The 25,110-nt window shown below is 62.0% G+C and carries 39 protein-coding genes and 1 pseudogene; 32 read left to right on the forward strand and 8 right to left on the reverse strand.

Annotated features, from left to right (window positions below):
* From CO664_RS30500 to rplQ, 28 genes and pseudogenes are all read left to right on the forward strand, one after another.
* A pseudogene (locus tag CO664_RS30500) lies at positions 1 to 74 on the forward strand (elongation factor Tu); the annotation flags it as partial.
* Positions 75 to 220: 146 nt separating this feature from the next.
* A complete protein-coding gene (rpsJ, locus tag CO664_RS29130; RefSeq protein WP_003507767.1) occupies positions 221 to 529 on the forward strand; it encodes a 30S ribosomal protein S10 in 309 nt (102 codons plus the stop codon).
* Positions 530 to 652: 123 nt separating this feature from the next.
* Positions 653 to 1,339 (forward strand): 50S ribosomal protein L3, encoded by a 687-nt coding sequence (gene rplC, locus CO664_RS29135; RefSeq protein WP_037383028.1) that lies wholly within the window; start codon positions 653 to 655, stop codon positions 1,337 to 1,339.
* 12 nt (positions 1,340 to 1,351) lie between these two features.
* On the forward strand, positions 1,352 to 1,972 hold the full coding sequence (gene rplD, locus CO664_RS29140) for a 50S ribosomal protein L4 (RefSeq protein ID WP_037383029.1): 621 nt from the start codon (positions 1,352 to 1,354) through the stop codon (positions 1,970 to 1,972).
* The gene (locus CO664_RS29145; protein ID WP_012707756.1) at positions 1,969 to 2,262 is read left to right on the forward strand and encodes a 50S ribosomal protein L23; all 294 of its coding nucleotides are present in this window, start codon (positions 1,969 to 1,971) and stop codon (positions 2,260 to 2,262) included. The genes rplD and CO664_RS29145 overlap by 4 nt, the downstream gene beginning before the upstream one ends.
* Positions 2,263 to 2,305: 43 nt before the next feature.
* A complete protein-coding gene (gene rplB, locus CO664_RS29150; RefSeq protein ID WP_097540686.1) occupies positions 2,306 to 3,142 on the forward strand; it encodes a 50S ribosomal protein L2 in 837 nt (278 codons plus the stop codon).
* Between the two features lie 15 nt (positions 3,143 to 3,157).
* Positions 3,158 to 3,436 (forward strand): 30S ribosomal protein S19, encoded by a 279-nt coding sequence (gene rpsS, locus CO664_RS29155; protein ID WP_018239488.1) that lies wholly within the window; start codon positions 3,158 to 3,160, stop codon positions 3,434 to 3,436.
* Between the two features lie 2 nt (positions 3,437 to 3,438).
* Complete coding sequence (gene rplV / locus CO664_RS29160) at positions 3,439 to 3,828, forward strand: 50S ribosomal protein L22 (protein WP_012707758.1); 390 nt, start codon at positions 3,439 to 3,441, stop codon at positions 3,826 to 3,828.
* Positions 3,828 to 4,541, forward strand: a complete 714-nt coding sequence (gene rpsC, locus CO664_RS29165; RefSeq protein ID WP_037426884.1) for a 30S ribosomal protein S3 — start codon at positions 3,828 to 3,830, stop codon at positions 4,539 to 4,541. Before rplV ends, rpsC begins: the two co-directional genes overlap by 1 nt.
* A 38-nt stretch (positions 4,542 to 4,579) precedes the next feature.
* Complete coding sequence (gene rplP / locus CO664_RS29170) at positions 4,580 to 4,993, forward strand: 50S ribosomal protein L16 (protein ID WP_003536531.1); 414 nt, start codon at positions 4,580 to 4,582, stop codon at positions 4,991 to 4,993.
* Positions 4,994 to 5,005: 12 nt separating this feature from the next.
* Positions 5,006 to 5,206, forward strand: a complete 201-nt coding sequence (rpmC, locus tag CO664_RS29175) for a 50S ribosomal protein L29 (protein ID WP_011975176.1) — start codon at positions 5,006 to 5,008, stop codon at positions 5,204 to 5,206.
* A 12-nt stretch (positions 5,207 to 5,218) separates the two neighbouring features.
* A complete protein-coding gene (gene rpsQ / locus CO664_RS29180; protein WP_018239490.1) occupies positions 5,219 to 5,455 on the forward strand; it encodes a 30S ribosomal protein S17 in 237 nt (78 codons plus the stop codon).
* 178 nt (positions 5,456 to 5,633) lie between these two features.
* A complete protein-coding gene (gene rplN / locus CO664_RS29185) occupies positions 5,634 to 6,002 on the forward strand; it encodes a 50S ribosomal protein L14 (RefSeq protein ID WP_037426895.1) in 369 nt (122 codons plus the stop codon).
* 14 nt (positions 6,003 to 6,016) lie between these two features.
* The gene (rplX, locus tag CO664_RS29190; protein ID WP_018239491.1) at positions 6,017 to 6,328 is read left to right on the forward strand and encodes a 50S ribosomal protein L24; all 312 of its coding nucleotides are present in this window, start codon (positions 6,017 to 6,019) and stop codon (positions 6,326 to 6,328) included.
* Positions 6,321 to 6,878, forward strand: coding sequence for a 50S ribosomal protein L5 (gene rplE, locus CO664_RS29195; RefSeq protein WP_018239492.1), 558 nt, complete (start codon positions 6,321 to 6,323; stop codon positions 6,876 to 6,878). Before rplX ends, rplE begins: the two co-directional genes overlap by 8 nt.
* A 34-nt stretch (positions 6,879 to 6,912) precedes the next feature.
* Positions 6,913 to 7,218, forward strand: a complete 306-nt coding sequence (rpsN, locus tag CO664_RS29200; RefSeq protein ID WP_012707764.1) for a 30S ribosomal protein S14 — start codon at positions 6,913 to 6,915, stop codon at positions 7,216 to 7,218.
* Positions 7,219 to 7,230: 12 nt separating this feature from the next.
* Positions 7,231 to 7,629, forward strand: coding sequence for a 30S ribosomal protein S8 (rpsH, locus tag CO664_RS29205; RefSeq protein ID WP_037426899.1), 399 nt, complete (start codon positions 7,231 to 7,233; stop codon positions 7,627 to 7,629).
* 40 nt (positions 7,630 to 7,669) lie between these two features.
* Positions 7,670 to 8,203 carry a 50S ribosomal protein L6 gene (rplF, locus tag CO664_RS29210; protein ID WP_097540687.1) on the forward strand — a complete coding sequence of 178 codons (534 nt, stop codon included), beginning with the start codon at positions 7,670 to 7,672 and terminating at the stop codon, positions 8,201 to 8,203.
* A 12-nt stretch (positions 8,204 to 8,215) separates the two neighbouring features.
* Complete coding sequence (rplR, locus tag CO664_RS29215; RefSeq protein WP_018239495.1) at positions 8,216 to 8,578, forward strand: 50S ribosomal protein L18; 363 nt, start codon at positions 8,216 to 8,218, stop codon at positions 8,576 to 8,578.
* 125 nt (positions 8,579 to 8,703) lie between these two features.
* Entirely contained in the window at positions 8,704 to 9,273 is a 570-nt protein-coding gene (gene rpsE, locus CO664_RS29220; RefSeq protein ID WP_037426905.1) for a 30S ribosomal protein S5, read from the forward strand.
* A 12-nt stretch (positions 9,274 to 9,285) separates the two neighbouring features.
* Entirely contained in the window at positions 9,286 to 9,489 is a 204-nt protein-coding gene (gene rpmD / locus CO664_RS29225; RefSeq protein WP_026617379.1) for a 50S ribosomal protein L30, read from the forward strand.
* A gap of 13 nt (positions 9,490 to 9,502) precedes the next feature.
* Positions 9,503 to 9,976 (forward strand): 50S ribosomal protein L15, encoded by a 474-nt coding sequence (gene rplO, locus CO664_RS29230; protein ID WP_037426907.1) that lies wholly within the window; start codon positions 9,503 to 9,505, stop codon positions 9,974 to 9,976.
* 238 nt (positions 9,977 to 10,214) lie between these two features.
* The gene (gene secY / locus CO664_RS29235; RefSeq protein ID WP_037426908.1) at positions 10,215 to 11,555 is read left to right on the forward strand and encodes a preprotein translocase subunit SecY; all 1,341 of its coding nucleotides are present in this window, start codon (positions 10,215 to 10,217) and stop codon (positions 11,553 to 11,555) included.
* Positions 11,552 to 12,130 carry an adenylate kinase gene (locus tag CO664_RS29240; protein WP_037426911.1) on the forward strand — a complete coding sequence of 193 codons (579 nt, stop codon included), beginning with the start codon at positions 11,552 to 11,554 and terminating at the stop codon, positions 12,128 to 12,130. Before secY ends, CO664_RS29240 begins: the two co-directional genes overlap by 4 nt.
* 231 nt (positions 12,131 to 12,361) lie before the next feature.
* Positions 12,362 to 12,730: a 30S ribosomal protein S13 gene (gene rpsM, locus CO664_RS29245; protein ID WP_026617375.1), complete on the forward strand. Its 369-nt coding sequence runs from the start codon at positions 12,362 to 12,364 to the stop codon at positions 12,728 to 12,730.
* A 228-nt stretch (positions 12,731 to 12,958) separates the two neighbouring features.
* Complete coding sequence (rpsK, locus tag CO664_RS29250) at positions 12,959 to 13,348, forward strand: 30S ribosomal protein S11 (protein WP_003536496.1); 390 nt, start codon at positions 12,959 to 12,961, stop codon at positions 13,346 to 13,348.
* Between the two features lie 103 nt (positions 13,349 to 13,451).
* On the forward strand, positions 13,452 to 14,462 hold the full coding sequence (locus CO664_RS29255) for a DNA-directed RNA polymerase subunit alpha (RefSeq protein ID WP_012707773.1): 1,011 nt from the start codon (positions 13,452 to 13,454) through the stop codon (positions 14,460 to 14,462).
* A gap of 45 nt (positions 14,463 to 14,507) precedes the next feature.
* Positions 14,508 to 14,933, forward strand: a complete 426-nt coding sequence (rplQ, locus tag CO664_RS29260; RefSeq protein WP_097527982.1) for a 50S ribosomal protein L17 — start codon at positions 14,508 to 14,510, stop codon at positions 14,931 to 14,933.
* Between the two features lie 43 nt (positions 14,934 to 14,976).
* On the opposite strand, the gene msrQ is transcribed toward rplQ, so the two are convergent.
* Positions 14,977 to 15,639 (reverse strand): protein-methionine-sulfoxide reductase heme-binding subunit MsrQ, encoded by a 663-nt coding sequence (gene msrQ / locus CO664_RS29265; RefSeq protein WP_097540688.1) that lies wholly within the window; start codon positions 15,637 to 15,639, stop codon positions 14,977 to 14,979.
* A gap of 2 nt (positions 15,640 to 15,641) precedes the next feature.
* Positions 15,642 to 16,580 (reverse strand): protein-methionine-sulfoxide reductase catalytic subunit MsrP, encoded by a 939-nt coding sequence (gene msrP / locus CO664_RS29270; RefSeq protein WP_097540689.1) that lies wholly within the window; start codon positions 16,578 to 16,580, stop codon positions 15,642 to 15,644.
* 266 nt (positions 16,581 to 16,846) lie between these two features.
* On the opposite strand from msrP, the gene CO664_RS29275 reads away from it, so the two are divergent.
* From CO664_RS29275 to sugE, 3 genes are all read left to right on the forward strand, one after another.
* A complete protein-coding gene (locus CO664_RS29275; protein ID WP_097540690.1) occupies positions 16,847 to 18,235 on the forward strand; it encodes a DegQ family serine endoprotease in 1,389 nt (462 codons plus the stop codon).
* Positions 18,232 to 19,542 (forward strand): replication-associated recombination protein A, encoded by a 1,311-nt coding sequence (locus CO664_RS29280; protein ID WP_097540691.1) that lies wholly within the window; start codon positions 18,232 to 18,234, stop codon positions 19,540 to 19,542. The genes CO664_RS29275 and CO664_RS29280 overlap by 4 nt, the downstream gene beginning before the upstream one ends.
* Before the next feature lie 161 nt (positions 19,543 to 19,703).
* Positions 19,704 to 20,018: a quaternary ammonium compound efflux SMR transporter SugE gene (gene sugE, locus CO664_RS29285; protein ID WP_097527986.1), complete on the forward strand. Its 315-nt coding sequence runs from the start codon at positions 19,704 to 19,706 to the stop codon at positions 20,016 to 20,018.
* Positions 20,019 to 20,060: 42 nt separating this feature from the next.
* On the opposite strand, the gene CO664_RS29290 is transcribed toward sugE, so the two are convergent.
* Genes CO664_RS29290 through CO664_RS29300 form a run of 3 tightly spaced genes read right to left on the reverse strand, consistent with a single transcriptional unit; the run spans position 20,061 to position 22,496 of the window.
* The gene (locus tag CO664_RS29290) at positions 20,061 to 20,846 is read right to left on the reverse strand and encodes an ATP12 family chaperone protein (RefSeq protein ID WP_097540692.1); all 786 of its coding nucleotides are present in this window, start codon (positions 20,844 to 20,846) and stop codon (positions 20,061 to 20,063) included.
* Positions 20,839 to 21,504, reverse strand: coding sequence for an HAD-IA family hydrolase (locus CO664_RS29295; RefSeq protein ID WP_097540693.1), 666 nt, complete (start codon positions 21,502 to 21,504; stop codon positions 20,839 to 20,841). Before CO664_RS29295 ends, CO664_RS29290 begins: the two co-directional genes overlap by 8 nt.
* Positions 21,504 to 22,496 carry an RluA family pseudouridine synthase gene (locus CO664_RS29300; protein ID WP_097540694.1) on the reverse strand — a complete coding sequence of 331 codons (993 nt, stop codon included), beginning with the start codon at positions 22,494 to 22,496 and terminating at the stop codon, positions 21,504 to 21,506. Before CO664_RS29300 ends, CO664_RS29295 begins: the two co-directional genes overlap by 1 nt.
* Before the next feature lie 147 nt (positions 22,497 to 22,643).
* Here CO664_RS29300 and CO664_RS29305 point away from each other — a divergent pair, with 147 nt between their 5' ends.
* Positions 22,644 to 22,955 carry a DUF1883 domain-containing protein gene (locus CO664_RS29305; RefSeq protein WP_097540695.1) on the forward strand — a complete coding sequence of 104 codons (312 nt, stop codon included), beginning with the start codon at positions 22,644 to 22,646 and terminating at the stop codon, positions 22,953 to 22,955.
* Between the two features lie 6 nt (positions 22,956 to 22,961).
* On the opposite strand, the gene fghA is transcribed toward CO664_RS29305, so the two are convergent.
* Genes fghA through CO664_RS29320 form a run of 3 tightly spaced genes read right to left on the reverse strand, consistent with a single transcriptional unit; the run spans position 22,962 to position 24,936 of the window.
* Positions 22,962 to 23,795, reverse strand: coding sequence for an S-formylglutathione hydrolase (gene fghA, locus CO664_RS29310; protein ID WP_037426943.1), 834 nt, complete (start codon positions 23,793 to 23,795; stop codon positions 22,962 to 22,964).
* A 16-nt stretch (positions 23,796 to 23,811) separates the two neighbouring features.
* A complete protein-coding gene (locus CO664_RS29315) occupies positions 23,812 to 24,468 on the reverse strand; it encodes a DUF1345 domain-containing protein (protein ID WP_097540696.1) in 657 nt (218 codons plus the stop codon).
* A gap of 27 nt (positions 24,469 to 24,495) precedes the next feature.
* Positions 24,496 to 24,936, reverse strand: a complete 441-nt coding sequence (locus CO664_RS29320; RefSeq protein WP_097540697.1) for a YaiI/YqxD family protein — start codon at positions 24,934 to 24,936, stop codon at positions 24,496 to 24,498.
* Between the last annotated feature and the right edge of the window lie 174 nt (positions 24,937 to 25,110).

The following is a 25,110-nucleotide window of genomic DNA, read 5'->3' on the forward strand; positions in this document are numbered from 1 at the left end:
AGAAGCTGCGCTTCGCTATCCGTGAAGGCGGCCGCACCGTCGGCGCCGGCATCGTCGCCTCCATCGTCGAGTAACGACAAAACGGCTTGAGCCGTTTCGGCAGGGACATGGTCGCCCGTGTCCCTGCGATTTTTGAAAGAAGCGGCTAAGCGAACGAATTCAGAAGTTTGAGTGTGTGCCGTCGAAAGGCACACGGGAAACACGAGCAAGGACAAGTCGAATGAACGGCCAGAATATCCGCATCCGCCTCAAGGCGTTTGACCACCGGATCCTCGATGCCTCCACGCGCGAAATCGTGTCGACGGCCAAGCGCACCGGTGCGAGTGTGCGCGGGCCCGTGCCGCTTCCGACCCGGATTGAGAAATTCACGGTCAACCGGTCGCCGCACGTCGACAAGAAGAGCCGCGAACAGTTCGAGATGCGCACGCACAAGCGTCTTCTCGATATCGTTGATCCGACCCCGCAGACGGTTGATGCGCTGATGAAGCTCGATCTGGCCGCCGGCGTCGACGTCGAGATCAAGCTTTAAGAATCCCGGCGCAAGCCGAAATAACAAGGAAGGTACGTGGAGTTTCTCCAACGGCTTCCAGGAACAGGAAACCGGAAGGTGCGGATGCACCGGACGGGAACCCTTAACAAGAGGCGTGAACCGATGCGTTCAGGTGTGATTGCACAGAAAGTGGGAATGACCCGCGTCTACAACGACGCCGGCGAGCATATCCCGGTAACAGTTTTGCGGCTGGAGAACTGCCAGGTAGTGGCCCACCGCACCGAAGAAAAGAACGGCTATACCGCAGTTCAGCTGGGTGCCGGCCGTTCCAAGGTGAAGAACACGACGAAGGCTCTGCGCGGCCATTTCGCCGCTGCGAGCGTCGAGCCGAAGGCGAAGCTCGTCGAATTCCGCGTCACCGCTGACAACCTGATCGACATTGGCGCCGAACTGACGGCCGGCCATTTCGTCGCTGGGCAGCTGGTCGACGTCACCGGTACCACGATCGGCAAGGGTTTCGCCGGCGCCATCAAGCGTCATAACTTCGGCGGTCTGCGCGCCACGCACGGTGTATCGGTATCGCACCGCTCGCATGGTTCGACCGGTTCCAACCAGGATCCGGGCCGCGTCTGGAAGGGCAAGCGCATGGCTGGTCACATGGGCCAGACGCGCGTCACCACGCAGAACCTCGAAGTCGTATCGACCGACGAAGATCGCGGCCTGATCCTGGTCAAGGGCGCCGTCCCCGGCTCCAAGGGCGCATGGATCGTCGTTCGCGACGCAATCAAGTCGGGCACTCCGGAAGGCGCACCGCGCCCGGCCGCTGTGCGCGCCGCAGAACAGAAGTAAGGGAGCCGAATAATGGATCTCACCGTCAAAACCCTCGAGGGCAAGGACGCGGGAAAGGTTTCCCTTTCTGACGCCATTTTCGGCCTCGAACCCCGTGAAGACATCATCGCCCGCGTCGTCCGCTGGCAGCTCGCCAAGCGCCAGCAGGGCACGCACAAGGCCAAGGGCCGCGCCGAAGTCGCGCGCACCGGCGCCAAGATGTACAAGCAGAAGGGTACGGGCCGCGCCCGCCACCACTCCGCACGTGCTCCGCAGTTCCGCGGCGGTGGCAAGGCTCACGGCCCGGTCGTGCGCAGCCATGAGCACGACCTGCCGAAGAAGGTCCGGGCGCTCGGCCTGCGCCACGCGCTGTCGGCCAAGCTCAAGGCAGAAGAGATCATCGTCCTCGACGATCTCGTCGCCAACGAAGCAAAGACGAAGGCGCTCGCCGGCGCATTCGCCTCGCTTGGCCTGACCAACGCTCTGATCATCGGCGGCGCCGAGATCGAGAACAACTTCAAGCTCGCAGCCCAGAACATCCCGAATGTGGACGTTCTGCCGGTCCAGGGCATCAACGTTTACGACATTCTGCGCCGTGGCAAGCTGGTGCTTTCCAAGGCTGCTGTGGAAGCTCTGGAGGAGCGGTTCAAATGACGGATCTTCGCCACTACGACGTGATCGTGTCTCCCTCGATCACCGAAAAGTCGACGCTGGTTTCCGAACAGAACCAGGTCGTCTTCAACGTCGCCAAGGGCGCTTCGAAGCCTGAGATCAAGGCTGCAGTCGAAGCCCTGTTCGGCGTCAAGGTCACGGCCGTCAACACGCTCGTCCGCAAGGGTAAGCTGAAGCGCTTCCGCGGTTTCGCCGGAAAGCAGAAGGACGTCAAGAAGGCGATCATCACGCTCGCCGAAGGTCAGTCCATCGACGTCTCGACCGGTCTCTAACGGATAGGCCCATTAGGGTAAAAACCCAAAAGGGAACAAGAAAATGGCATTGAAAAGTTTCAATCCGACGACGCCGAGCCAGCGCCAGCTGGTCATCGTGGACCGCGCCGGCCTCTACAAGGGCAAGCCGGTCAAGGCGCTGACCCAGGGCCTGTCCTCCAAGGGCGGTCGCAACAACCTGGGCCGCATCACCGTCCGCTTCCAGGGCGGCGGTCACAAGCGGTCCTACCGCCTTGTCGACTTTAAGCGTCGCAAGTTCGACGTCGAGGGCACGGTCGAGCGTCTGGAATACGACCCGAACCGCACCGCCTTCATCGCGCTCGTCAACTACGCCGACGGCGAACAGGCCTATATCCTGGCGCCGCAGCGTCTTGCCGCCGGCGACAAGGTCATCGCTTCGGACAAGGCTGTCGACGTCAAGCCCGGCAACACCATGCCGCTGCAGTTCATTCCGGTCGGCTCCATCATCCACAATGTGGAAATGAAGCCGGGCAAGGGCGGTCAGATCGCCCGCTCCGCCGGAACCTACGCGCAGCTCGTCGGCCGCGACCAGGGCATGGCGATCCTTCGCCTGAACTCGGGCGAACAGCGCCTGGTGCACGGCTCTTGCCTTGCATCGATCGGTGCTGTATCGAACCCCGATCACGGCAACATCAATGACGGTAAGGCTGGCCGTTCGCGTTGGCGCGGCAAGCGCCCGCACGTACGCGGCGTCGTCATGAACCCGGTTGACCACCCGCACGGCGGTGGTGAAGGCCGTACCTCGGGTGGCCGTCACCCGGTTACCCCGTGGGGCAAGCCCACGAAGGGCAAGCGTACGCGCTCCAACAAGTCGACCGACAAGTTCATCATGCGCTCGCGGCACCAGAAGAAGAAGTAAGAGAGGAAGTCTCGAATGACTCGTTCAGTATGGAAAGGTCCGTTCGTTGACGGCTATCTTCTCAAGAAGGCTGAGAAGGTCCGCGAAGGCGGTCGTAACGAAGTGATCAAGATTTGGAGCCGCCGCTCCACGATCCTTCCGCAGTTTGTCGGCCTTACCTTCGGCGTCTACAACGGCAGCAAGCACGTCCCGGTCAGCGTCAACGAAGACATGGTCGGACACAAGTTTGGTGAATTCTCTCCGACCCGGACCTACTACGGTCATGGTGCGGACAAGAAGGCAAAGAGGAAGTAACAATGGGCAAGGCAAAAGCCGAACGCCGGCTGAAGGATAATGAGGCGCAGGCCATTGCGCGCACGATCCGCGTCAGCCCCCAGAAGCTCAACCTCGTTGCCGCGCTGATCCGCGGCAAGAAGGTCGACCGCGCTCTGGCCGAACTCGAATTCTCCCGCAAGCGCATCGCAGGCACCGTCAAGAAGACGCTTGAATCCGCGATCGCGAATGCCGAGAACAACCACGACCTCGACGTTGATTCGCTCATCGTCGCGGAAGCTTACGTTGGCAAGTCGATCGTGATGAAGCGCTTCCACGCCCGTGGTCGCGGTCGTGCATCGCGCGTCGAAAAGCCGTTCTCGCACTTGACGATCGTTGTTCGTGAAGTGGAAGCCAAAGGGGAGGCCGCATAATGGGCCAGAAGATTAATCCGATCGGTTTCCGTCTCGGCATCAACCGGACCTGGGACAGCCGTTGGTTCGCGGACAACGCCGAATACGGCCAGCTCCTGCACGAAGACCTGAAGATCCGTGCCTATCTCATGGAAGAGCTGAAGGCCGCCGGTATCGCCAAGGTCGTGATCGAGCGTCCGCACAAGAAGTGCCGCGTGACGATCCACTCGGCTCGTCCGGGTCTGATCATCGGCAAGAAGGGCGCCGACATCGAAAAGCTGCGCAAGAAGCTTTCCGAGATGACCAATTCGGAAACGCACCTCAACATCGTCGAAGTGCGGAAGCCCGAAGTCGACGCAACGCTGGTCGCCCAATCGATCGCGCAGCAGCTCGAGCGCCGCGTGGCTTTCCGCCGCGCGATGAAGCGCGCCGTTCAGTCGGCGATGCGCCTCGGCGCCGAAGGCATCAAGATCACCTGCGCCGGCCGCCTCGGCGGGGCGGAAATCGCTCGTACCGAATGGTATCGCGAAGGCCGCGTTCCGCTGCACACGCTGCGCGCCGACATCGACTACGGCACGGCAGAAGCCGAAACCGCTTTCGGTATCTGCGGCGTCAAGGTCTGGATCTTCAAGGGTGAAATCCTCGAGCACGATCCGATGGCTTCCGAGCGCCGTGCAAGCGAGAGTGACAACCAGGGCGGTGGCGGTCGCGACCGTCGTCGTGAAAACGCGTAACATTCGCGCGTGGCAGCCAATATCGGAGAAGTAAAAAAATGTTGCAGCCAAAGCGTACGAAGTATCGCAAGCAGTTCAAGGGCCGCATCAAGGGCGTAGCCAAGGGCGGTTCTGATCTTGCCTTCGGCGAATTCGGCCTCAAGGCTCAGGAGCCGAACCGCGTCAATGCGCGCGAGATCGAAGCGGCCCGCCGCGCGATCACCCGCCACATGAAGCGCGCCGGCCGGGTCTGGATCCGCGTGTTCCCGGACGTGCCGGTCACCGCCAAGCCGACCGAAGTCCGCATGGGTAAGGGTAAGGGTTCGGTTGAATACTGGGCATGCAAGGTCAAGCCCGGCCGTATGATGTTCGAGATCGATGGTGTCAACGAAGAACTCGCCCGTGAGGCACTTCGTCTTGGCGCTGCCAAGCTCTCTGTCAAGACGCGCTTCGTGCAGCGTATCGCAGAGTAAGGAGTGAAGCTCATGAAAGCCGCAGATGTTCGCGCTCTGAGCGCCGATCAGCTCAAGGAAGAGCTCGCCAAGCTGAAGAAGGAGCAGTTCAACCTGCGCTTCCAGAAGGCTACCGGCCAGCTCGAGAAGTCTTCGCGTATTGACGAAGTCCGCAAGGACATCGCACGCATCAAAACCATTGCCCGCCAGAAGGCGGCAGAAGCCAAGGCCTAAGGACCACAAAAAATGCCGAAACGCATTCTGCAGGGCACCGTCGTCAGCGACAAGAACGACAAGACCGTCGTCGTCAGGGTCGAGCGCCGCTTTGCGCACCCGATCCTCCAGAAGACCGTTCGTCGTTCCAAGAAGTACAAGGCTCACGACGAGAACAACCAGTACAAGGTCGGTGACGTCGTTTCCATCGAGGAATGCGCGCCGATTTCGAAGGACAAGCGCTGGACGGTCGTCTCCGCCCAGGCTTGATTTCTGCAGGTTTTGCCCGTCAGACCCTTGCGTCCCAGGCAAATATCTGTATGAAGCACGCAATTGAAGCAGAGGAACGCTCGAGTTCGGGCGTTCTTTTGCTTTGAGATAAGCACAATAAGCCGGGCGAGGGGGTTTCGACCCAACCGGCCTGGTAACAACAAGAAGGCGACCTGACATGATTCAGATGCAAACAAACCTCGAGGTGGCGGATAATTCCGGCGCACGTCGTGTCATGTGCATCAAGGTGCTGGGCGGCTCCAAGCGCAAATACGCGTCGATCGGCGACATCATCGTCGTTTCGATCAAGGAAGCCATTCCGCGCGGCCGCGTGAAGAAGGGTGATGTCATGAAGGCAGTTGTCGTTCGCACTGCGAAGGACATCCGCCGTCCGGATGGCAGCGTCATCCGCTTCGACACCAACGCAGCCGTTCTTATCGATAACAAGAAAGAGCCGATCGGCACCCGTATCTTCGGACCGGTTCCGCGCGAACTTCGCGCCAAGAACCACATGAAGATCATCTCGCTGGCTCCGGAAGTACTCTAAGGGAGCGTTGAGAGATGCAAAAGATTCGCAAAGGCGACAAGGTCGTCGTACTCACCGGTAAGGACAAGGGCCGTTCCGGCGAAGTCATCCAGGTCATGCCGAAGGAAGACAAGGCTGTCGTGCGTGGCGTCAATATGGTGAAGCGTCACCAGCGCCAGACCCAGAGCCAGGAAGCCGGCATCATCAACAAGGAAGCCCCGATCCACCTTTCGAACATCGCGGTCGCCGATCCGAAGGACGGCAAGCCGACCCGCGTCGGTTTCAAGATCGATGGTGACAAGAAGGTCCGCGTGGCCAAGCGTTCGGGAGAAGTGATCGATGGCTAAGACCGCTTATGAGCCGCGGCTCAAGAAGGAATATGTGGAGCGCATCCGCAAGGCGATGCAGGAGAAGTTCTCCTACGCCAACGAAATGCAGATCCCGCGTCTCGACAAGATCGTCATCAACATGGGTGTTGGCGAGGCGACCGGCGATTCCAAGAAGCCGTCCGTTGCTGCTGCCGACCTCGCCGCGATTGCCGGCCAGAAGCCGGTGATCACCCGCGCTCGCAACTCCATCGCTGGCTTCAAGCTGCGCGAAGGCATGCCGATTGGTGCCAAGGTTACCCTGCGCGGCGTTCGGATGTATGAGTTCCTGGATCGTCTCGTGAACATCGCTCTTCCGCGTGTTCGCGACTTCCGCGGTCTCAATCCGAAGTCCTTCGATGGTCGTGGCAACTTCGCCATGGGCGTCAAGGAGCACATTGTGTTCCCTGAGATCAACTACGACAAGGTTGATCAGATGTGGGGCATGGACATCATCGTTTGCACGACGGCAACTAACGACGACGAAGCGCGCGCTCTGCTTGCAGAGTTCAACTTCCCGTTCCGTCAGTAATCCGTAACGACAAGCGTAAAGAAGGATAACTGTTATGGCGAAAACGAGCGCAGTTGAAAAGAACAAGCGCCGCCGCAAACTGGTTGCCGGACAAGCCGCGAAGCGTGCGGCCCTCAAGGCAATCATCATGAACCAGTCTTTGTCGATCGAAGAGCGGTTCAAGGCCACCCTCAAGCTGGCAGAACTGCCCCGGGATGGGTCGAAGACCCGCATCCGCAACCGTTGCGAAGTGACCGGCCGTCCGCGCGCCTACTATCGCAAGCTTCGCATGTCGCGTATCGCGCTTCGCGAACTGGGCAATCTCGGCAAGGTGCCGGGCATCGTCAAGTCGAGCTGGTAAGGAGACGGGTACATGGCAATGACTGATCCTTTGGGCGATATGCTCACCCGTATCCGCAACGGCGCCGCTCGCCGCAAGTCGAGCGTGTCCACGCCGGCTTCCAAGCTCCGCGCGCGCGTTCTGGATGTCCTTCAGGCCGAAGGCTATATCCGCGGATATTCTGAAGTCGAGTTTGGCAACGGCAAGGCCGAGCTGAACATCGAACTGAAATACTACGAAGGCGCCTCCGTGATCCGTGAGATCTCGCGCGTCTCCAAGCCGGGCCGCCGGGTTTATGTCTCGGTCAAGTCCATTCCGCAGGTCGCGAACGGCCTCGGCATCACCATCCTTTCGACACCGAAGGGCGTGATGGCCGATCACCAGGCACGCGAACAGAATGTTGGTGGCGAGATTCTTTGCTCGGTCTTCTAAGACCGGGCAGGATCTCCATAGCGAACAGACAGGTATAACAATGTCTCGTATCGGTAAGAAGCCCGTTCAGGTTCCGGCAGGCGTCACGGCTAACGTCGATGGCCAGAAGGTAACGGCAAAGGGCCCGAAGGGCGAACTGTTCTTCGTCGCAAACGACGAAGTTTCGGTGAAGCTCGAAAACAATGCGGTTTTCGTTCAGCCGCTCAATGAAACCAAGGATGCTCGTGCAAAGTGGGGCATGTCCCGCACGATGATCGAGAACATCTTCAAGGGCGTCAAGGACGGTTTCGAGCGCAAGCTCGAAATCAACGGCGTCGGCTACCGCGCGTCGATGCAGGGCAGGAACCTGCAGCTGGCGCTCGGCTTCAGCCATGACGTCGTCTACCAGACGCCGGAAGGCATCACGATCGCTGTGCCGAAGCCGACGGAAATCGTCGTTTCGGGCATCAACAAGCAGCAGGTCGGCCAGGTAGCCGCGGAAATCCGCGAATACCGCGGCCCCGAGCCCTACAAGGGCAAGGGTGTCAAGTATGCCGAAGAGCGGATCGTCCGCAAAGAAGGCAAGAAGAAGTAAGGATCACGCGAAATGGCTAGCAGGAAAGATACTCTTGTGCGTCGCGCCAGCCGCGTGCGCCGTCAAATCAAGGCGGTCGCCAATGGCCGCCCGCGCCTGTCGGTTCATCGCTCGTCGAAGAACATCTATGCGCAGATCATCGATGACGTTGCCGGCAAGACGCTTGCCGCTGCCTCGACCCTCGAGGCAGATCTCAAGTCGTCATTGAAGACCGGCGCCGACACGGCGGCAGCTGCAGCCGTCGGCAAGCTCCTTGCCGAACGCGCTTCCAAGGCAGGCGTCAAGGACGTTGTCTTTGATCGCGGCGCCTTCATCTACCACGGCCGCGTCAAGGCGCTGGCCGAGGCAGCTCGCGAAGGCGGCCTGAACTTCTAAGGTTCGCCGCCCGGGCAGAGATGTCCGGGCGGATCCGCCTCGCAATTACCCGGTCGCTTCGGCTCGTCCGAGGCGACTTTCGTCAATCTGCCGATTGCACCCGGAAAAGAAAAAGGAAGAGGACAATGGCACAAGAAAGAAGAGGTTCTCGCGAAGATCGCCAGAACCGCGAAGAGCGCGACAGCGAATTTGTCGATAAGCTCGTCGCAATCAACCGCGTCGCCAAGGTGGTGAAGGGCGGTCGTCGTTTCGGTTTCGCCGCTCTCGTCGTCGTTGGCGACCAGAAGGGCCGCGTCGGCTTCGGCCATGGCAAGGCACGCGAAGTGCCGGAGGCCATCCGCAAGGCGACGGAAGCCGCCAAGCGCGACCTGATCTTCGTACCGCTGCGCGGCGGCCGCACGCTGCATCACGACGTTAACGGCCGCCACGGCGCCGGCAAGGTGCTGCTGCGCTCGGCCAAGCCCGGTACCGGTATCATCGCCGGTGGCCCGATGCGCGCCGTCTTCGAAACGCTCGGCGTTCACGACGTCGTTGCCAAGTCGACCGGTTCGTCGAACCCCTACAACATGGTTCGCGCCACCTTCGACGCGCTCAAGAACCAGATGCACCCGAAGGACATCGCGGCACAGCGCGGCATGAAGTACGCCACGCTCCAGGCCCGTCGCGTTGCCGCCGGCGCTGCTTCCGAAGAATAAGGGAGCTGACAGATGGCTAAGAAAGAAGTTGCCAAGAAGACGGTTACCGTCGAGCAGATTGGTAGCCCCATCCGCCGTCCGGCCGTACAGCGTCAGACGCTCATCGGTCTGGGCCTCAACAAGATGCACCGGGTTCGCACGCTGGAGGACACTCCGGCCGTTCGCGGCATGATCCGGGCCGTCCAGCACCTCGTTCGCGTCGTCGACGAGAAGTGAGGGGGATCGAGATATGAAACTGAATGAAATCAAAGACAACGAAGGCGCAACCAAGAGCCGCAAGCGTCTTGGGCGCGGTATCGGCTCCGGTTCCGGCAAGACCGCCGGCCGCGGCGTGAAGGGCCAGAAGGCCCGTTCCGGCGTGGCGATCAACGGCTTCGAAGGCGGTCAGATGCCCATCTACCGCCGTCTGCCGAAGCGCGGCTTCAACAACATCTTCGCTTCGGAGTTTGTTGTCGTGTCGCTCGGCCGTATCCAGACGGCAATCGATGCAAAAAAGCTCGACGCCTCGAAGATCGTCGATGCGGCTGCCCTGAAGGCGGCCGGCGTCATCCGTCGCGAGAAGGATGGCGTTCGTGTCCTCGCCGACGGCGAGCTGAAGGCGAAGATTTCGCTCGAAGTCGCAGGCGCTTCCAAGCCGGCCGTCGAGAAGATCGAAAAGGCCGGCGGCTCGGTGAAGCTGCTGGCAGCCGCCGCTGCGGAATAATATGACTGATGAACCGCCCGGGGTGCTTCACGCCGGGCGGTTTTGCTCCCATATGTGAGCCTCACGTCCGAGGGCGGCGAATCACTTGCCGCGAAAGGGACACAACGGAAACCACGGTGAGGCATCCGATTGCAGCGACAATCGCCTCGCGCCCGGTTTTCATCGACGAAGACTTACTCTTGCCGGAACTGACCGGGTTTCTCCCGCTGTTTCCGAGACTTGGTACGCGGAGAATTGCATGGCTTCTGCAGCGGAACAGCTCGCCTCGAACCTGAATTTCTCGACTTTCGCGAAGGCGGAAGATCTGAAGAAACGGCTCTGGTTCACCCTCGGTGCGCTTCTGGTTTACCGTCTTGGCACCTATATCCCGCTGCCCGGCCTCAACCCGGCCGCGTTCGCCCAGGCCTTCCAGGGCCAGGCCGGCGGCATCCTCGGCCTCTTCAACATGTTCTCGGGCGGTGCAGTGGAGCGCATGGCGATCTTCGCGCTCGGCATCATGCCCTATATCTCCGCTTCGATCATCGTGCAGCTGATGACCTCGGTCGTCCCGGCGCTCGAACAGTTGAAGAAGGAAGGCGAGCAGGGCCGCAAGGTCATCAACCAGTATACCCGCTACGGCACGGTGCTGCTCGGCGCCTTGCAGGCCTACGGCATTGCCGTGGGTCTCGAGAGCGGTAGCGGCCTCGTCAACGATCCGGGCTGGTTCTTCCGGATTTCGACGGTGATTTCGCTGCTCGGTGGCACGATGTTCCTGATGTGGCTCGGCGAGCAGATCACTTCGCGCGGCATCGGCAACGGCATTTCGCTGATCATCTTCGCCGGCATCGTCGCCCATCTGCCGACGGCGCTTGCCGGAACCCTTGAGCTCGGCCGCACCGGCGCCCTCTCGACGCCGCTGATCCTGGCGATCATCGTCATGGTGGTTGCGGTCATTGCCCTAATCGTCTTCGTCGAGCGCGCCCAGCGCCGCTTGCTGATCCAGTATCCGAAGCGCCAGGTCGGCAACCGCATGTTCCAGGGCGACACGTCCCACCTGCCGCTGAAGCTCAACACCTCGGGCGTCATCCCGGCGATCTTCGCCTCGTCGCTGCTGCTGCTGCCCGCAACGCTTGCCGGCTTCGCCAATGCCGCGACGCTGCCCGGCTGGGCGACCGCCATCGTCGGGGCGCTGGCGCACGGCCAGCCGCTCTACATGTTCTTCTACGGCGCGATGATTGCCTTCTTCGCTTTCTTCTACACCGCGATCGTCTTCAATCCGAAGGACACAGCCGATAACCTGAAGAAGCACGGTGGCTTCATTCCGGGGATTCGCCCCGGTGAGCGCACGGCCGAATACATCGACTACGTGCTGACACGTATCACTGTAGTCGGTGCGATTTACCTGATTTTCGTCTGCATTCTGCCCGAAATCCTCATTTCGCAGACTGGTGTGCCGTTCTACCTTGGTGGTACGTCGCTTTTGATTGTTGTCAGCGTCACCCTTGATACGGTAGCACAGATCCAGGGTCACCTCATTGCCCAGCAGTATGAGGGGCTGATCAAGAAGTCGAAGCTGCGCGGAGGAAAGAGGGGACGATGAGACTTATTTTTTTGGGACCGCCGGGCGCTGGCAAGGGTACGCAGGCCAAGCTTCTGACGGAGAAATACGGCATCCCGCAGCTTTCCACAGGGGACATGCTCCGGGCCGCCGTTGCCCAGGCGACCGAGGTCGGCAAGCGCGCGAAAGCGGTCATGGATGCCGGCCAGCTGGTCTCCGATGAGATCGTCAATGAAATCGTCTCCGACCGCATCGACGCTGCGGACTGCGCCAAGGGCTTCATCCTCGACGGCTATCCGCGCACGGTTCCGCAGGCGATTGCGCTCGACCGGATGCTTGAGAGCAAAGGCCTGAAACTGGATGCGGTCATCGAGTTGAAGGTCGACGAGGCAGCCCTTGTCCGGCGCATGGAGAATCGCGTGGCGGAAACCGTTGCCGCCGGTGGCACGGTGCGCTCCGACGACAATCCCGAGGCCTTCAAAAAGCGGCTGACGGAATACCGGGAAAAGACGGCTCCGCTTTCGGACCATTATGCCCGCACCGGTCAGTTGAAGACCGTGGACGGGATGGCGGACGTGGGAGCGGTCACCGCCGAGATCGACAAGATTCTGGCATAGGCTGCGCCTTTGCCAAAATGGAAGCGCCGGGGAGTTGACTTTTCCAGGTGATTCCTCCAAAGACAGCGCCAACTCGCGACATGCGAAGCGATCGGCGCGGTCTTCAAAACAAGGAAGTCCGGGTACGGTCGTTTTTGACGTGTCTCGAACCTCAATCAACGTGCGGCTCTTCGAAGTCGCGTAACGAAGCACCTATTGCCGGATGGCAACTGGAACGCAAGGAGAATAGACGTGGCACGTATCGCTGGCGTCAACATCCCGACGGCAAAGCGCGTCGTCATCGCGCTGACCTATATTCACGGGATCGGCCCGAAATTCGCGAAGGAAATCACCGAGAAGGTTGGCATCCCGGCTGACCGCCGCGTGCACCAGCTGACGGACGCCGAAGTCCTTCAGATCCGCGAGACCATCGACCGCGATTACCAGGTCGAGGGTGACCTGCGTCGCGAAACGGCGATGAACATCAAGCGCCTGATGGACCTTGGCTGCTACCGCGGCCTGCGTCATCGTCGCGGCCTGCCGGTGCGCGGCCAGCGTACGCACACCAATGCCCGCACCCGCAAGGGTCCGGCAAAGGCGATCGCCGGCAAGAAGAAGTAATTTCCCGAAAAGGGAAAGCGGGAGGCTGGCGTCCGCGCCGGCCTCCTTTTGCAGTTTGGGGAGGGCGATCGCCCGACCTGTGCCGGACCGCTCGGTTCGGCGAAAACGTGTGCGGAGCCGGCGTGCCGGTTCTGTGAAAATCGAAGTTGCAGGGCAGGGGACGACCAATCCTTTTCCCGGTGGAGCCGCTGGAATTACGGCGGTGCAGAGATCTAAGAAAGGGATCCTATGGCCAAGGAAGCCACCCGCGTTCGCCGCCGCGAGCGCAAGAACATCACGTCTGGCGTCGCGCACGTCAATTCGTCGTTCAACAACACGATGATCACCATCACCGACGCGCAGGGCAATGCAATCGCCTGGTCGTCCGCCGGTGCGAAGGGCTTCAAGGGTTCGCGCAAGTCGACCCCGTTTGCCGCTCAGATCGCCGCCGAAGACTGCGCCAAGAAGGCTCAGGAACACGGCATGAAGTCGCTGGAAGTGGAAGTTTGCGGACCGGGTTCCGGCCGTGAATCCGCCCTTCGCGCGCTGCAGGCCGCGGGGTTCATGATCACGTCGATCCGCGACGTGACGCCGATCCCGCACAATGGCTGCCGTCCGCGCAAGAAGCGCCGCGTCTGATCATTTGTATTCAAGATTCCGGTGAGGACGCGGATGCGTTCTCCCGGTCTTCGGGGCTCGGTTGCCACGATTGGATGGTGGCAACGAACGGAAGGCAGAAAACATGATCCAGAAAAATTGGCAGGAACTGATCAAGCCGAACAAGGTGGATTTCACCTCCTCCGGCCGCACCAAGGCAACGCTGGTGGCGGAACCGCTTGAGCGCGGCTTCGGTCTGACCCTCGGCAACGCGCTTCGTCGCGTGCTTTTGTCGTCGCTGCGCGGTGCGGCAGTCACCGCGGTGCAGATCGACGGCGTGCTGCACGAGTTCTCCTCCATCCCGGGCGTCCGGGAGGATGTGACGGACATCGTGCTCAACATCAAGGAAATCGCCATCAAGATGGATGGCGACGATTCCAAGCGCATGGTCGTGCGCAAGCAGGGCCCGGGCGTCGTGACGGCCGGTGACATCCAGACGGTTGGCGACATCGAGATCCTCAACCCGAACCATGTGATCTGCACCCTCGACGAGGGCGCGGAAATCCGCATGGAATTCACCGTCAACAATGGCAAGGGCTACGTGCCGGCTGAGCGTAACCGTTCGGAAGATGCGCCGATCGGTCTCATCCCGGTCGACAGCCTCTATTCGCCGGTCAAGAAAGTGTCCTACAAGGTTGAGAACACCCGCGAAGGTCAGGTTCTCGACTATGACAAGCTGACGATGTCGATCGAGACCGACGGCTCCGTCACCGGCGAGGACGCGATCGCCTTTGCCGCCCGCATTCTTCAGGACCAGCTGTCGGTCTTCGTCAACTTCGACGAGCCGCAGAAGGAAGCCGAGGAAGAAGCAGTCACCGAGCTCGCCTTCAACCCGGCGCTTCTCAAGAAGGTCGACGAACTGGAACTCTCCGTCCGTTCGGCCAACTGCCTGAAGAACGACAACATCGTCTATATCGGCGACCTCATTCAGAAGACCGAAGCGGAAATGCTCCGGACGCCGAACTTTGGTCGCAAGTCGCTCAACGAGATCAAGGAAGTTCTCGCTTCCATGGGCCTGCATCTCGGCATGGAAGTGCCGTCCTGGCCGCCGGAGAACATCGAAGATCTCGCCAAGCGTTACGAAGACCAGTATTAACCATTTAGACTGCGGGCGGATGCCTGCAAGTGAAGGAGAATAGCCATGCGCCACGGTAAAGCCGGCCGCAAGCTGAATAGAACCGCCAGCCACCGCAAGGCGATGTTCGCCAACATGGCAGCGTCGCTGATCGAGCACGAGCAGATCGTCACGACCCTGCCGAAGGCCAAGGAAATCCGCCCGATCGTCGAGAAGCTCGTCACGCTCGGCAAGCGCGGCGACCTGCATGCCCGCCGTCAGGCGATCTCGCAGATCCGCGACGTTGCTGTCGTCGCGAAGCTGTTCGACGCGATCGCATCGCGCTACGCCACCCGCAACGGCGGCTACCTGCGCATCATGAAGGCGGGCTTCCGCCAGGGCGACAATGCTCCGCTCGCCGTCATCGAATTCGTTGACCGCGATGTCGATGCCAAGGGCGCCAAGGATCGCGCTCGCGTCGCCGCCGAAGCGGAAGCAGCAGAAGCAGCCTGATAAAGGTAGCTTCTCAAACGATCTGAGGCGGCCGGGTGAGATTTCACCCGGCCGCTTTTTGCGTTGCAGGGTGAGGTCGTGTCCCTGCCGTCCGTTGCCGTTTCCACCGCAGGAACGGCGTTCGCACCGCCCGCCAGGCGAGCAAGAGCGTGACGAGGACGATGTAGAGCACTTGCTCCGGCCCTACGACCTTGACGGCCATGGCGAAATGCAGCGCGCCGGCCGCGGCGATCACATAGGCGAGCCGGTGAAGCTTGTTCCACCGCTGGCCGAGCTTGCGGATCGACCAATTGTTCGAGGTGAGCGCCAAGGGGATCAGCATGACCAGGGCCGCCATGCCGATGGTTATGAAGGGGCGGCGGGCGATGTCGGCGACGATGGCCGGGATGCGCAGCATCTGGTCGAGCAGCATGTAGGCGGTGAAGTGCATCAGCACGTAATAGAAGGCGAGCAGGCCGAGGGCGCGGCGGTATCTTAGGCAGTTGAGGCCGAAGAGATCGCGAAGCGGTGTGATCGTCAGCGTCGCCACAAGGAAACGCAGCGCCCACAGGCCAAGCAGGTGCTCGAATTCCTTGACGGCATTGCCAGGTAACCGGCCGGTTGCGCCGAGATAGAATGCCCATGCCGCGGGAATGAGGCCCAGCGCGTAGAGCGCCCAGACCGAGGGGCCGTGAAAGCGCTTGGGCAAGGCGGGTACGAAGGCCATGGTCAGAAGTTTACCCTGAGATCCAAGCCGGAATACAGGCCCGCGACGTCGTCGGCATAGCCGTTGAAGGGGAGGGTGTCGCGGCGATTGGAGCCGAAGAAGCCGCCTTCGCCGATCCGGTTTTCCGTTGCCTGGCTCCAGCGCGGGTGATCGACCGCCGGGTTCACATTGGCATAGAAGCCGTACTCATCCGGTGCGGCAAGGTTCCAGGTGCAAGGCGGCGGCGTTTCGGAAAGCGAAATGCGGACGATCGACTTGATTCCCTTGAAACCGTATTTCCACGGGACCACCAGCCGTATTGGCGCGCCGTTCTGGTTCGGCAGCGTCTTGCCATAAAGGCCGACGGAGAGAATCGTCAGAGGGTGGCGTGCTTCATCGAGCCGCAAGCCCTCGCGATAGGGCCAGGGCAGCGGCTGGAAGTAGCCGGATTGGCCGGGCATCTCCTCAGGCCGCACCACCGTTTCGAATGCAACGTACTTCGCGCTCCCGAGCGGTTCGACCTTGTCGAGGAGACTTGCCAGCGGAAAGCCGACCCAGGGGATCACCATCGACCAGGCTTCGACGCAGCGCATTCGGTAGGTACGCTCTTCAAGCGGAAGGGCCAGCAGTTCTTCGAGGCCGAACTCCCGCGGCTTGCCGACGAGACCGTCGACCTTCACCCGCCAGGGTGCCGGCTTGAAGCCGCCCGAATTGGCGGCGGGGTCGCCCTTTCCCGTGCCGAACTCGTAGAAATTGTTGTAGGTGGTCACGTCCTTTTCGGGCGTCAGGGCCTCCTCGACCTTGTAGCGACTGCTCGAAGCCTTGAGCTCTGCCGCCTCGGCCAGGCCGGCCCCGCCGAGAACGAGGCCACCTGCAGCGGCGAGAAAGCGGCGGCGATCGAGGAAGAAGGGCTCCGGGGTGATTTCGGACGCGGCGATCCGCGGCGGGCGGTAGGCGGGCATGGTGCTTCCTCGACAGGGATTGAAAGCTGATCTCGGCCAGATGACCAGAGATTCGATCACCGGAAAAGATGGGGGAGACCACGTTTTCGTGCACGGCGCGTGAGCGGGAAAAGCGCCGCGATGATTTCATGGCAAGGCCGCGGGCAAAAGTCTGAAAAAGCGGTTGAAATCGCGAGCGTGCGTCATCATCGAGCGGCAGCCTCGCGTTTGCCTTTTTTGCTGCGAAATCCTATCTGAACTAGCGGCAATGAAAGGGAGAATGCTTCATGATTTTTGGCCGTCGAGCCCTGCCGGCTCTTGTTCTTGCGATTGCCATGTCTACACCGGCCGTAGCGCAGGACGCCAGGACCGTCCCCCAATCCCACACGGAAATGCAGCTCTCCTTCGCGCCGCTGGTCAAGCAGACGGCGAATGCCGTGGTGAATGTCTATGCCGAGCGGGTCGTCGAGCGACGATCGGTCGACCCATTCTTCGAGGAATTCTTCGGCCAGCGCATGCCAAACCGCACGGAGAAGCAGTCGTCGCTCGGCTCCGGCGTAATCGTCCGCCGCGACGGCATCGTCGTTACCAACAATCACGTCATCGAGGGGGCCGACGACATCAAGGTGGCGCTCGCCGACGGGCGTGAGTATCCGTGCAAGATCGTCCTCAAGGACGACCGACTCGACCTAGCGGTCCTCAAGATCGAAGCAGATGGTCCTTTCGACGTCATCCCGATCGGTGATTCGGACGCAGTGGAGGTCGGCGACCTCGTGCTGGCGATGGGCAATCCGTTCGGGGTCGGGCAGACGGTGACGAGCGGCATCGTTTCGGCGCTTGCCCGCAACCAGATCTCCAACGGAGATTTCGGTTTCTTCATCCAGACCGACGCGGCGATCAATCCGGGCAACTCTGGCGGTGGACTGATCAACATGAAGGGTGAGCTGATCGGCATCAACACCGCGATCTTTTCGCGGGGCGGGGGATCGAACGGCGTGGGGTTCGCCATCCCCGCAAATCTGGTCAAGGTCTTCGTCGCCTCCGCGGAGGGCGGCGGCGGTTCCTTCGTCCGTCCCTTCGTCGGCGCGACTTTCGAGCCGGTTACCTCCGATGTCGCCGAGGCGCTCGGACTCGATCGTGCCCGCGGCGCCCTGGTGGCTGCCGTCCAGCCGGACGGACCGGCGGCAAATGCCGGCATGAAGCCGGGGCAGGTGGTGACGGCTGTCAACGGTATTTCGGTGGAGCATCCGGATGCCCTCGGCTACCGTTTGACGACCGTCGGCATCGGCCATGAAGCGCGCGTGACGGTGAGCGAACACGGCGAGGCGCACGACATCACCCTGAAGCTGGAGCAGGCGCCGGAAACCGCGCCGCGCGACGAACGGCTGATCGAGGGGCGGAACCCCTTTGCCGGCGCCGTCGTCGCCAATCTTTCGCCGCGCCTTGCGGATGAGCTGCGCATGCCGACGTCGCTCAAGGGCGTCGTCGTGACCGAGGTCAACCGCGGCTCGCCGGCGGCGCGCATTGGCCTCGAGCCGAAAGATATCGTACGCTCCGTCAATGGAACGCCGGTCGACAACTCGAAAACGCTGGAAAGCGTCGTTGCCGAAGACGCCTCGTTCTGGCGCGTTGAGATCGAGCGCGACGGCCAGCTTATCAGACAGTTCTTCCGATGAGTGACCTCTTTTCCCCCGTTGAACCGCCGGAGATGGCCTCGGCAAGACCGCTGGCCGATCGGCTGCGGCCGCGCACGCTCGCCGAAGTGACCGGGCAGGAGCACTTGACGGGGGCGGACGGCGCCCTGACGCGGATGATCGCCTCTGGCTCGCTCGGTTCGATGATCTTCTGGGGACCGCCGGGCACCGGGAAGACCACCGTCGCCCGGCTGCTTTCGGGAGAGGCCGGTCTCGCCTTCGAGCAGATCTCGGCGATCTTTTCCGGCGTCGCCGACCTGAAGAAGGTTTTCGAGTCGGCGCGCGCCCGACGCATGTCGGGACGCCAGACCTTGCTCTTCGTCGATGAGATCCATCGCTTCAACCGCGCCCAGCAGGACAGTTTCCTACCGGTGATGGAAGACGGGACCGTCATTCTGGTCGGCGCCACCACGGAGAATCCGTCATTCGAACTCAACGCCGCGCTCCTGTCGCGGGCGCGGGTGCTGACGTTCAAGCCGCATGACGAGGCGAGCCTCGAGGAACTCCTGAAGCGGGCGGAGCAAACGGAAGGTAGGCCGTTGCCGCTCGACGAGGACGCCCGGGCGAGCCTGATCCGCATGGCGGATGGTGACGGCCGGGCCGTGCTGACGCTGGCCGAGGAGGTGTGGCGGGCGGCGCGCAAGGACGAGATATTCGACGCCGAAGCGTTGCGGGAAATCGTCCAGCGCCGCGCGCCGGTTTACGACAAGGGCCAGGACGGCCACTACAATCTGATTTCGGCGCTCCACAAGTCGGTCCGCGGATCCGATCCGGATGCGGCGCTCTATTATCTCTGCCGGATGTTCGATGCGGGCGAGGATCCTTTGTATATCGGCAGGCGGCTGGTGCGCATGGCTGTCGAGGATATCGGCCTTGCCGATCCGCAGGCGCTGGTGATCTGCAACGCCGCCAAGGATGCCTATGACTATCTCGGTTCGCCCGAAGGGGAACTGGCGCTGGCGCAAGCCTGCGTCTATGTCGCCACCGCGCCGAAATCGAACGCCCTCTACACGGCCTACAAAGGGGCGATGCGCGCCGCCAAGGAAAACGGCTCGCTGCTGCCGCCGAAGCATATTCTCAACGCCCCGACCAAGCTCATGAAGGGGGAGGGCTATGCCGAGGGCTACCGTTACGATCATGACGAACCGGATGCCTTTTCCGGCCAGGACTATTTCCCCGAGAAAATGGGGCGCAGGATCTTCTATGATCCTCCGGAGAGGGGCTTCGAACGGGACATCCGCAAGCGGCTCGAATGGTGGGCGAAGCTGCGCCGCGACCGGAACTCATGACGAGCCGTGCCGTCGGCGCAGAGCAGTTTTGCCGGCCAGCCGCTTGCTGCCCTCACCGCTTTGTGGCACAGAGATCCAAGTTGCAGACGGCTGCACGGGCGCGATCCTGATCGACCCGAACACCCGCGGGGACGGCCTCGCTCCAGATGAAGGAGCCTGACATGGCCTGGTTCACTCTGCTTCTCGCCGGACTTCTCGAAATCGGCTGGGCAATCGGCCTCAAATACACCGACGGATTTACCCGTCTGACGCCGACCGTGCTGACGGTCGGTTCGATGATCCTGAGCGTCGTCCTGCTTGGAATTGCCGTTCGCACACTGCCGCTCGGCACGGCTTACGCGGTCTGGACCGGCATCGGCACGATCGGCACGGTGGTGCTCGGCATCGTCCTCTTCGCCGAGCCGATGACCGTCGTACGCCTCGGCTGCATCGGCCTGATCGTCGCCGGCATCGCCGGCCTGAAGCTGGCGGCCTGATCCACCGTAAGACGCCTGCCGTAATGCCAGGCGCCTTGCCCTCTATTTCAACGCGTCGAGCACCGCAGTCGCCGCCTGCATTTCCTGCCAGCGGTTCTCGCGCCGTTGGAAGGCCTCTTCGTCGGTGCCCCAGTGCTCGATCTGCCAATCCTCGTCGACATGGGCGGCGCTCCAGGCCTCTTCTGCCGAGAGCCGGCCCATGCCGAAGGCAAGCGCAAGCAGTGCCGATCCGGTCAACGTGGTGATCGTGTGCAGGCAGGCGAGGCCGAGCGGCGTTGCGAAGGCGCGCAAGCCTTCCGCATAGGCGGAAATCGCCTCGTGCGGCTGATCCTGATGGACGACGCCCTCGGCAAGGATGAAGCGTGCGCCGAGCGAATGGGCGGCCCAATCGAGAACGGGGTTCCAGACGGCGTTCTGCCGTTCCACAAGTCCTGTCGGGCTGTCGGCGCGATAGCAGAGAAGGTCGGTGCCGGCGAACCGTACGATATCGTCGAAGACTGCGCGCTGGTCGACCGCCACGCCGTCGATGGCGGTGTTGACGATGCGGGTCAGCGGCATGGCCGAAGGGTCGATGATCTCCGCCTGTGCATCCCATTCGGCGGCGAGCAGTTCGGCGAGCTTCGCCGTCGGGACGGCGAGCGGCCGCTTTGCCGGCGTGCGGACGGATCGCCCGTCGAGCAACACCGCGTGCCCGCCGCCCTCGGCCGCGGCGACGCCGACCGACTTGTAGAAACGTTTGGCAAGCGGCTTCTGCATCTGGATCTGGGCGCGGCGCACCGGATCCTCGTGGCTGAGCGCTCCGCTCAATTCGTCGCGAATATCAGGCATGGTTCAATTCCATCCATTCGATGATGTCTGCCGGTACCCGGGCGATGTGGTCGGCGCCCGCCTCGATCAGCGCCGGAACGCTGGCATAGCCCCAGGAAACACCGAGGGCGGCGGCCCCGGCCGCCTTCGCCATCTGCATATCGTAGATCGCATCGCCGATGACAATCGTATCCTTCGGATCGACGTCCGCCTCGGCACAGCATTCCATCACCATTGCCGGATGTGGCTTCGACGGACAATCGTCCGCCGTTCGCGAGACGAAGAAAAGCTTGTCGAAGCCGTGGGTGGCGGCAATGTGCTGGAGCCCTCGCCGCGACTTTCCGGTGACTGCGCCGATCAACAGCTGCTCGCGGGCGGCCAAGGCTTGCACCATCTCGCCAATCCCGGGAAACAACGCTTCCTGATGGATCCGTTCGCCGCGCACCGAGCTGAAGATGCCCTTGTAATGGGTCGTCATCGCGGCGGCGCGCGGGTCGATGTGATCCTGGCCCAGCAACCGGGCGATGGCGATGTCGAGCGTCAGCCCGATGATTGCGCGCGTCGCCAAGGCCTCCGGCCGGGGAAGATCGAAGGCCTCGAAGGTGCGGCTCATGACCTCATGGATGAGGCCGGCGCTGTCGACCAGCGTTCCGTCGCAATCGAAGAGCACCAGCTTCATCAATCGTCCTCGCCGGCGGCGTTCTCGTCGAGGCCGAGCAAGTTCCAGCTCTGCACCATATGCGGCGGCAAGGGCGCCGTGATCTTCAGGCGTCCGCCATTCGGATGCGGGATGTCGATAAAGCGGGCATGCAGGTGTAGCCGGTTCTGGATGCCGCCGGGGAAGGTCCAGTTGATGTCAGCTTCGAAATATTTCGGGTCGCCGATGATGGGATGGCCGATATGGGCGGCGTGGACGCGCAGCTGATGCGTGCGGCCGGTATAGGGTTCCATTTCCAGCCAGGCGAGGTTCTGGCCGGCCTGCTCGATAATCCGATAGTAGGAAATAGCGTGGTCGGCGCCTTCGTCGCCATGCTTGGCGATCCGCATACGGTCGCCGTCCGGCGTCTGTTCCTTGGCGAGCCAGGTGGAGACGCGGTCCTCGCGCTTGCGCGGAACGCCCTTGACCAGGGACCAGTAGATCTTCCTGGTGTCGCGCTCACGAAAAGCGGCCGTCAGCTGCTGTGCCGCACCGCGCGTCCGGGCAATGACGAGCACGCCGGACGTGTCCCGGTCCAGCCGATGGACGAGGCGCGGCTTTTCGCCCTTCTGGTTCGTCCAGGCCTCGAGCATCTTGTCGATATGCCGGCTGACGCCGGAACCGCCCTGGACTGCCAAGCCCGCCGGCTTGTTGAGCACGATGACCTTGGCGTCCTCGTGCAGCACCATGCGCGACAGCAGCTCTCCGTCCGAGGAATGGCGCAGGTCCCGCCCGCCGATCGGGCCCGATTTGGTAACCTTCGCATCGACGCCAAGCGGCGGAACGCGGATCGTCTGGCCAGGCTGTACGCGCGTGTCGGATTTTGCCCGCGCGCCGTTAACGCGGATCTGGCCGGAACGAAGCAGCTTCTGCAACGGACCGAAGCCCAAGCCCGGATAATGCACCTTGAACCAGCGGTCGAGGCGCATGCCCGCCTCGTCACCGTCCACCTGTCTGTGTTCTATGCCTGCCATCTGCCGCGATCCGCTTCCAGTGTTTCAAGCAAAGGCTCTAGACCATTGCGGTCGTCAGGGCCAGTCCGGCGAGAGAACACGACACCATTCATTAAGCGCCCGCCGCTACTGTCGTAGCGATGTCTCATATAGGTCCGGTCGATTGTGATGGCGAAGCAAGCCCTGAACTTCACGCACTATGATCTCAAGGCCCAGCGCGCCGGGACGCGGATCGAGATCACCCTGTCGGCCGTTGCCAATGTTCGCCTGATGACCGACGTCAATTTCACGCGCTACAAGGAAACGCTGAAGCATCAGTTCTTCGGCGGCGTAGCGCGGAAATCGCCTCTGCGGATGACGATTCCCGAGACCGCGCACTGGCACCTCGTTATCGACACCGAAGGCCATCACGGCCTTGCGGATTCGAGCGTACGGGTGATCGAGTCTGCCGGCCAGCCGCGATTCCAGCCGGCGTCATGACGGCGCTCAGCCGAGCCTTTCGGCGTGCCACCTCAGATGATCGTCCATGAAGGTCGAGATGAAATAATAGGAGTGGTCGTAGCGCTCGTGCATGCGAAGCGTGAGGCCGATGCCGGTGCCGTTGACCGCCTCCTCGAAGAGCCAAGGCCTCAGACCGTTTTCGAGGAAGCCGTCGGCCTTGCCCTGGTCGATGAGGAATTCCGGGAAGCGCGCCCCGTCCTCGACGAGAGCGCAGGCGTCGTATTTTCGCCAGGCGGCTTTGTCCGAGCCGAGATATTTCTCGAAGGCGCCGACGGACCAGTCGGCGGAAGAGGGGGCGACGATCGGGGCGAAGGCCGAGCAGCTCCTGAAGCGCTCGGGGTTCTTGAGCGCGATGGTCATCGCGCCATGGCCGCCCATCGAATGGCCGAAGATGCCTTGCCGGTCCATGTCGGCGCGAAACTGCTCGCGGATCAGGGCCGGCAGTTCCTCGGTGATGTAGCTGTACATCTGATAGTGCTCGGCCCAGGGCGCTTGCGTCGCATCGAGATAGAAGCCGGCGCCCTTGCCCATCTGCCAGTTCGTCAACTCGTCGGCGACGTCGGCACCGCGCGGGCTGGTGTCCGGACAAACGACGATCAGACCGAGCTCCGAGGCCAGGCGGCGATATTCCCCCTTTTCCATGACATTGGCATGGGTGCAGGTGAGGCCGGAGAGATACCAAAGAACCGGGCGCGGTTCGCTGGTCGCCTGCGGCGGCACATAGACGGCAAAGGTCATTTCTCCCTTGCAGGCCTTGGAGTCATGGGCGAAAACGCCCTGCATGCCGCCGAAGGCGGTATTCTGCGAGATGATCTTCATGGAATGCTCCCTGTAGTCATGGCGTGCCGCCGGCAAGCTGTACCGCGGCATTGACCGCGGCTGCGACGAGCACCGTGTTGAAGAAGAACGAAACAATCGCATGCATTAGGTTGACGCGCCGCATCGCCGTCGTGGTGATGGCGACGTCGGAGGTCTGCGCGGTCATTCCGATGACGAAGGCGAAATAGAGGAAGTCATAGCCGCCCGGCGCGTTCGTCTCCGGAAAGGCAAGCCCGCGCGACGCCGGATCGCCGCCATCGGCGCGGCGGTTCGCGAGCCAGTAAAGATGCGCGTAATGCAGCGCCGCCATCGTGTGAATGGTAGCCCATCCAAGCGTGACCGAGGCGAAGGCAAGGATCAGTTCGGCTGCGCCGCCGTCATCGGCGCGATTGAGCGCGACGAACAGCGCGACCAGCGAGACTGCGGCGGCCAGGAGCGTCACAAGAAAGATGATCGGCTCCGGTTCGCCCGTGTCGCGCGCATTCGCCTCGAGATAGCTTCCGGTGAGTTTCGGCAGGCGGAAGGCCGTTATCGTCAAATAGATGCAGAAGAAGGCGATGGCGGCGATCTCGATCGCCTCTTCGCGAAATAAAGCATGCCCAAGCGGCGCACTGACAAGGGCACCGGCAAGCGCCAGGTAAAATGGCCAATGTCTCAGCCGATTTGATGTCATTCGCCACTCACGCTGCCGTTCCGCGCCTCACCTTTTGACGCGACGGCAGAGCCGGTCAAGAGTTTCGAGAAAGGCCGAGCGGTCTCGTGCGCTGAAAGAGGCGTTATAGCCCTTGCTTTCGCCCGTCTCCCGCAGGTGCGCACCAAGATCGCGCATCGCGGATGCCATGCCGATGTTCGTCTTGTCGAAGACGCGGCCGGTAGGGCCGGTGACGAGCGCGCCCCCGGTGACGCAGCGCCCGGCAAGCGGAACGTCGGCGGTGATGACGATGTCGCCTTCGCCCGCGTGCTCGGCGATCCAATTGTCCGCGGCGTCGAAGCCGGCCGACACGATGACGTTGTGCACCATCAGGTCGCGCGACGGCCGCAGGCCGGAATTGGCGACGAGGGTAACTTCGAAGCCGTGGCGTTCTGCCACCTTGAGGATTTCCGCCTTCACTGGGCAGGCATCGGCATCGACATAGATCATGATTGCGATTCGCTGCAGCCGCGGAAAGCGCCGGATTTCAAGTGGTTCCGGCGCTTGCCTGATTCTTGATGTAAACTCAGTAGAGCACGACCGAACGGATGCTCTCGCCCGAATGCATCAGCTCGAAGCCCTTGTTGATCTCGTCGAGCGGCATGGTGTGGGTGATCATCGGGT

Origin of the sequence: Sinorhizobium sp. NG07B (assembly GCF_002532005.1) — a bacterium.
Classification (GTDB): domain Bacteria; phylum Pseudomonadota; class Alphaproteobacteria; order Rhizobiales; family Rhizobiaceae; genus Sinorhizobium; species Sinorhizobium fredii_C.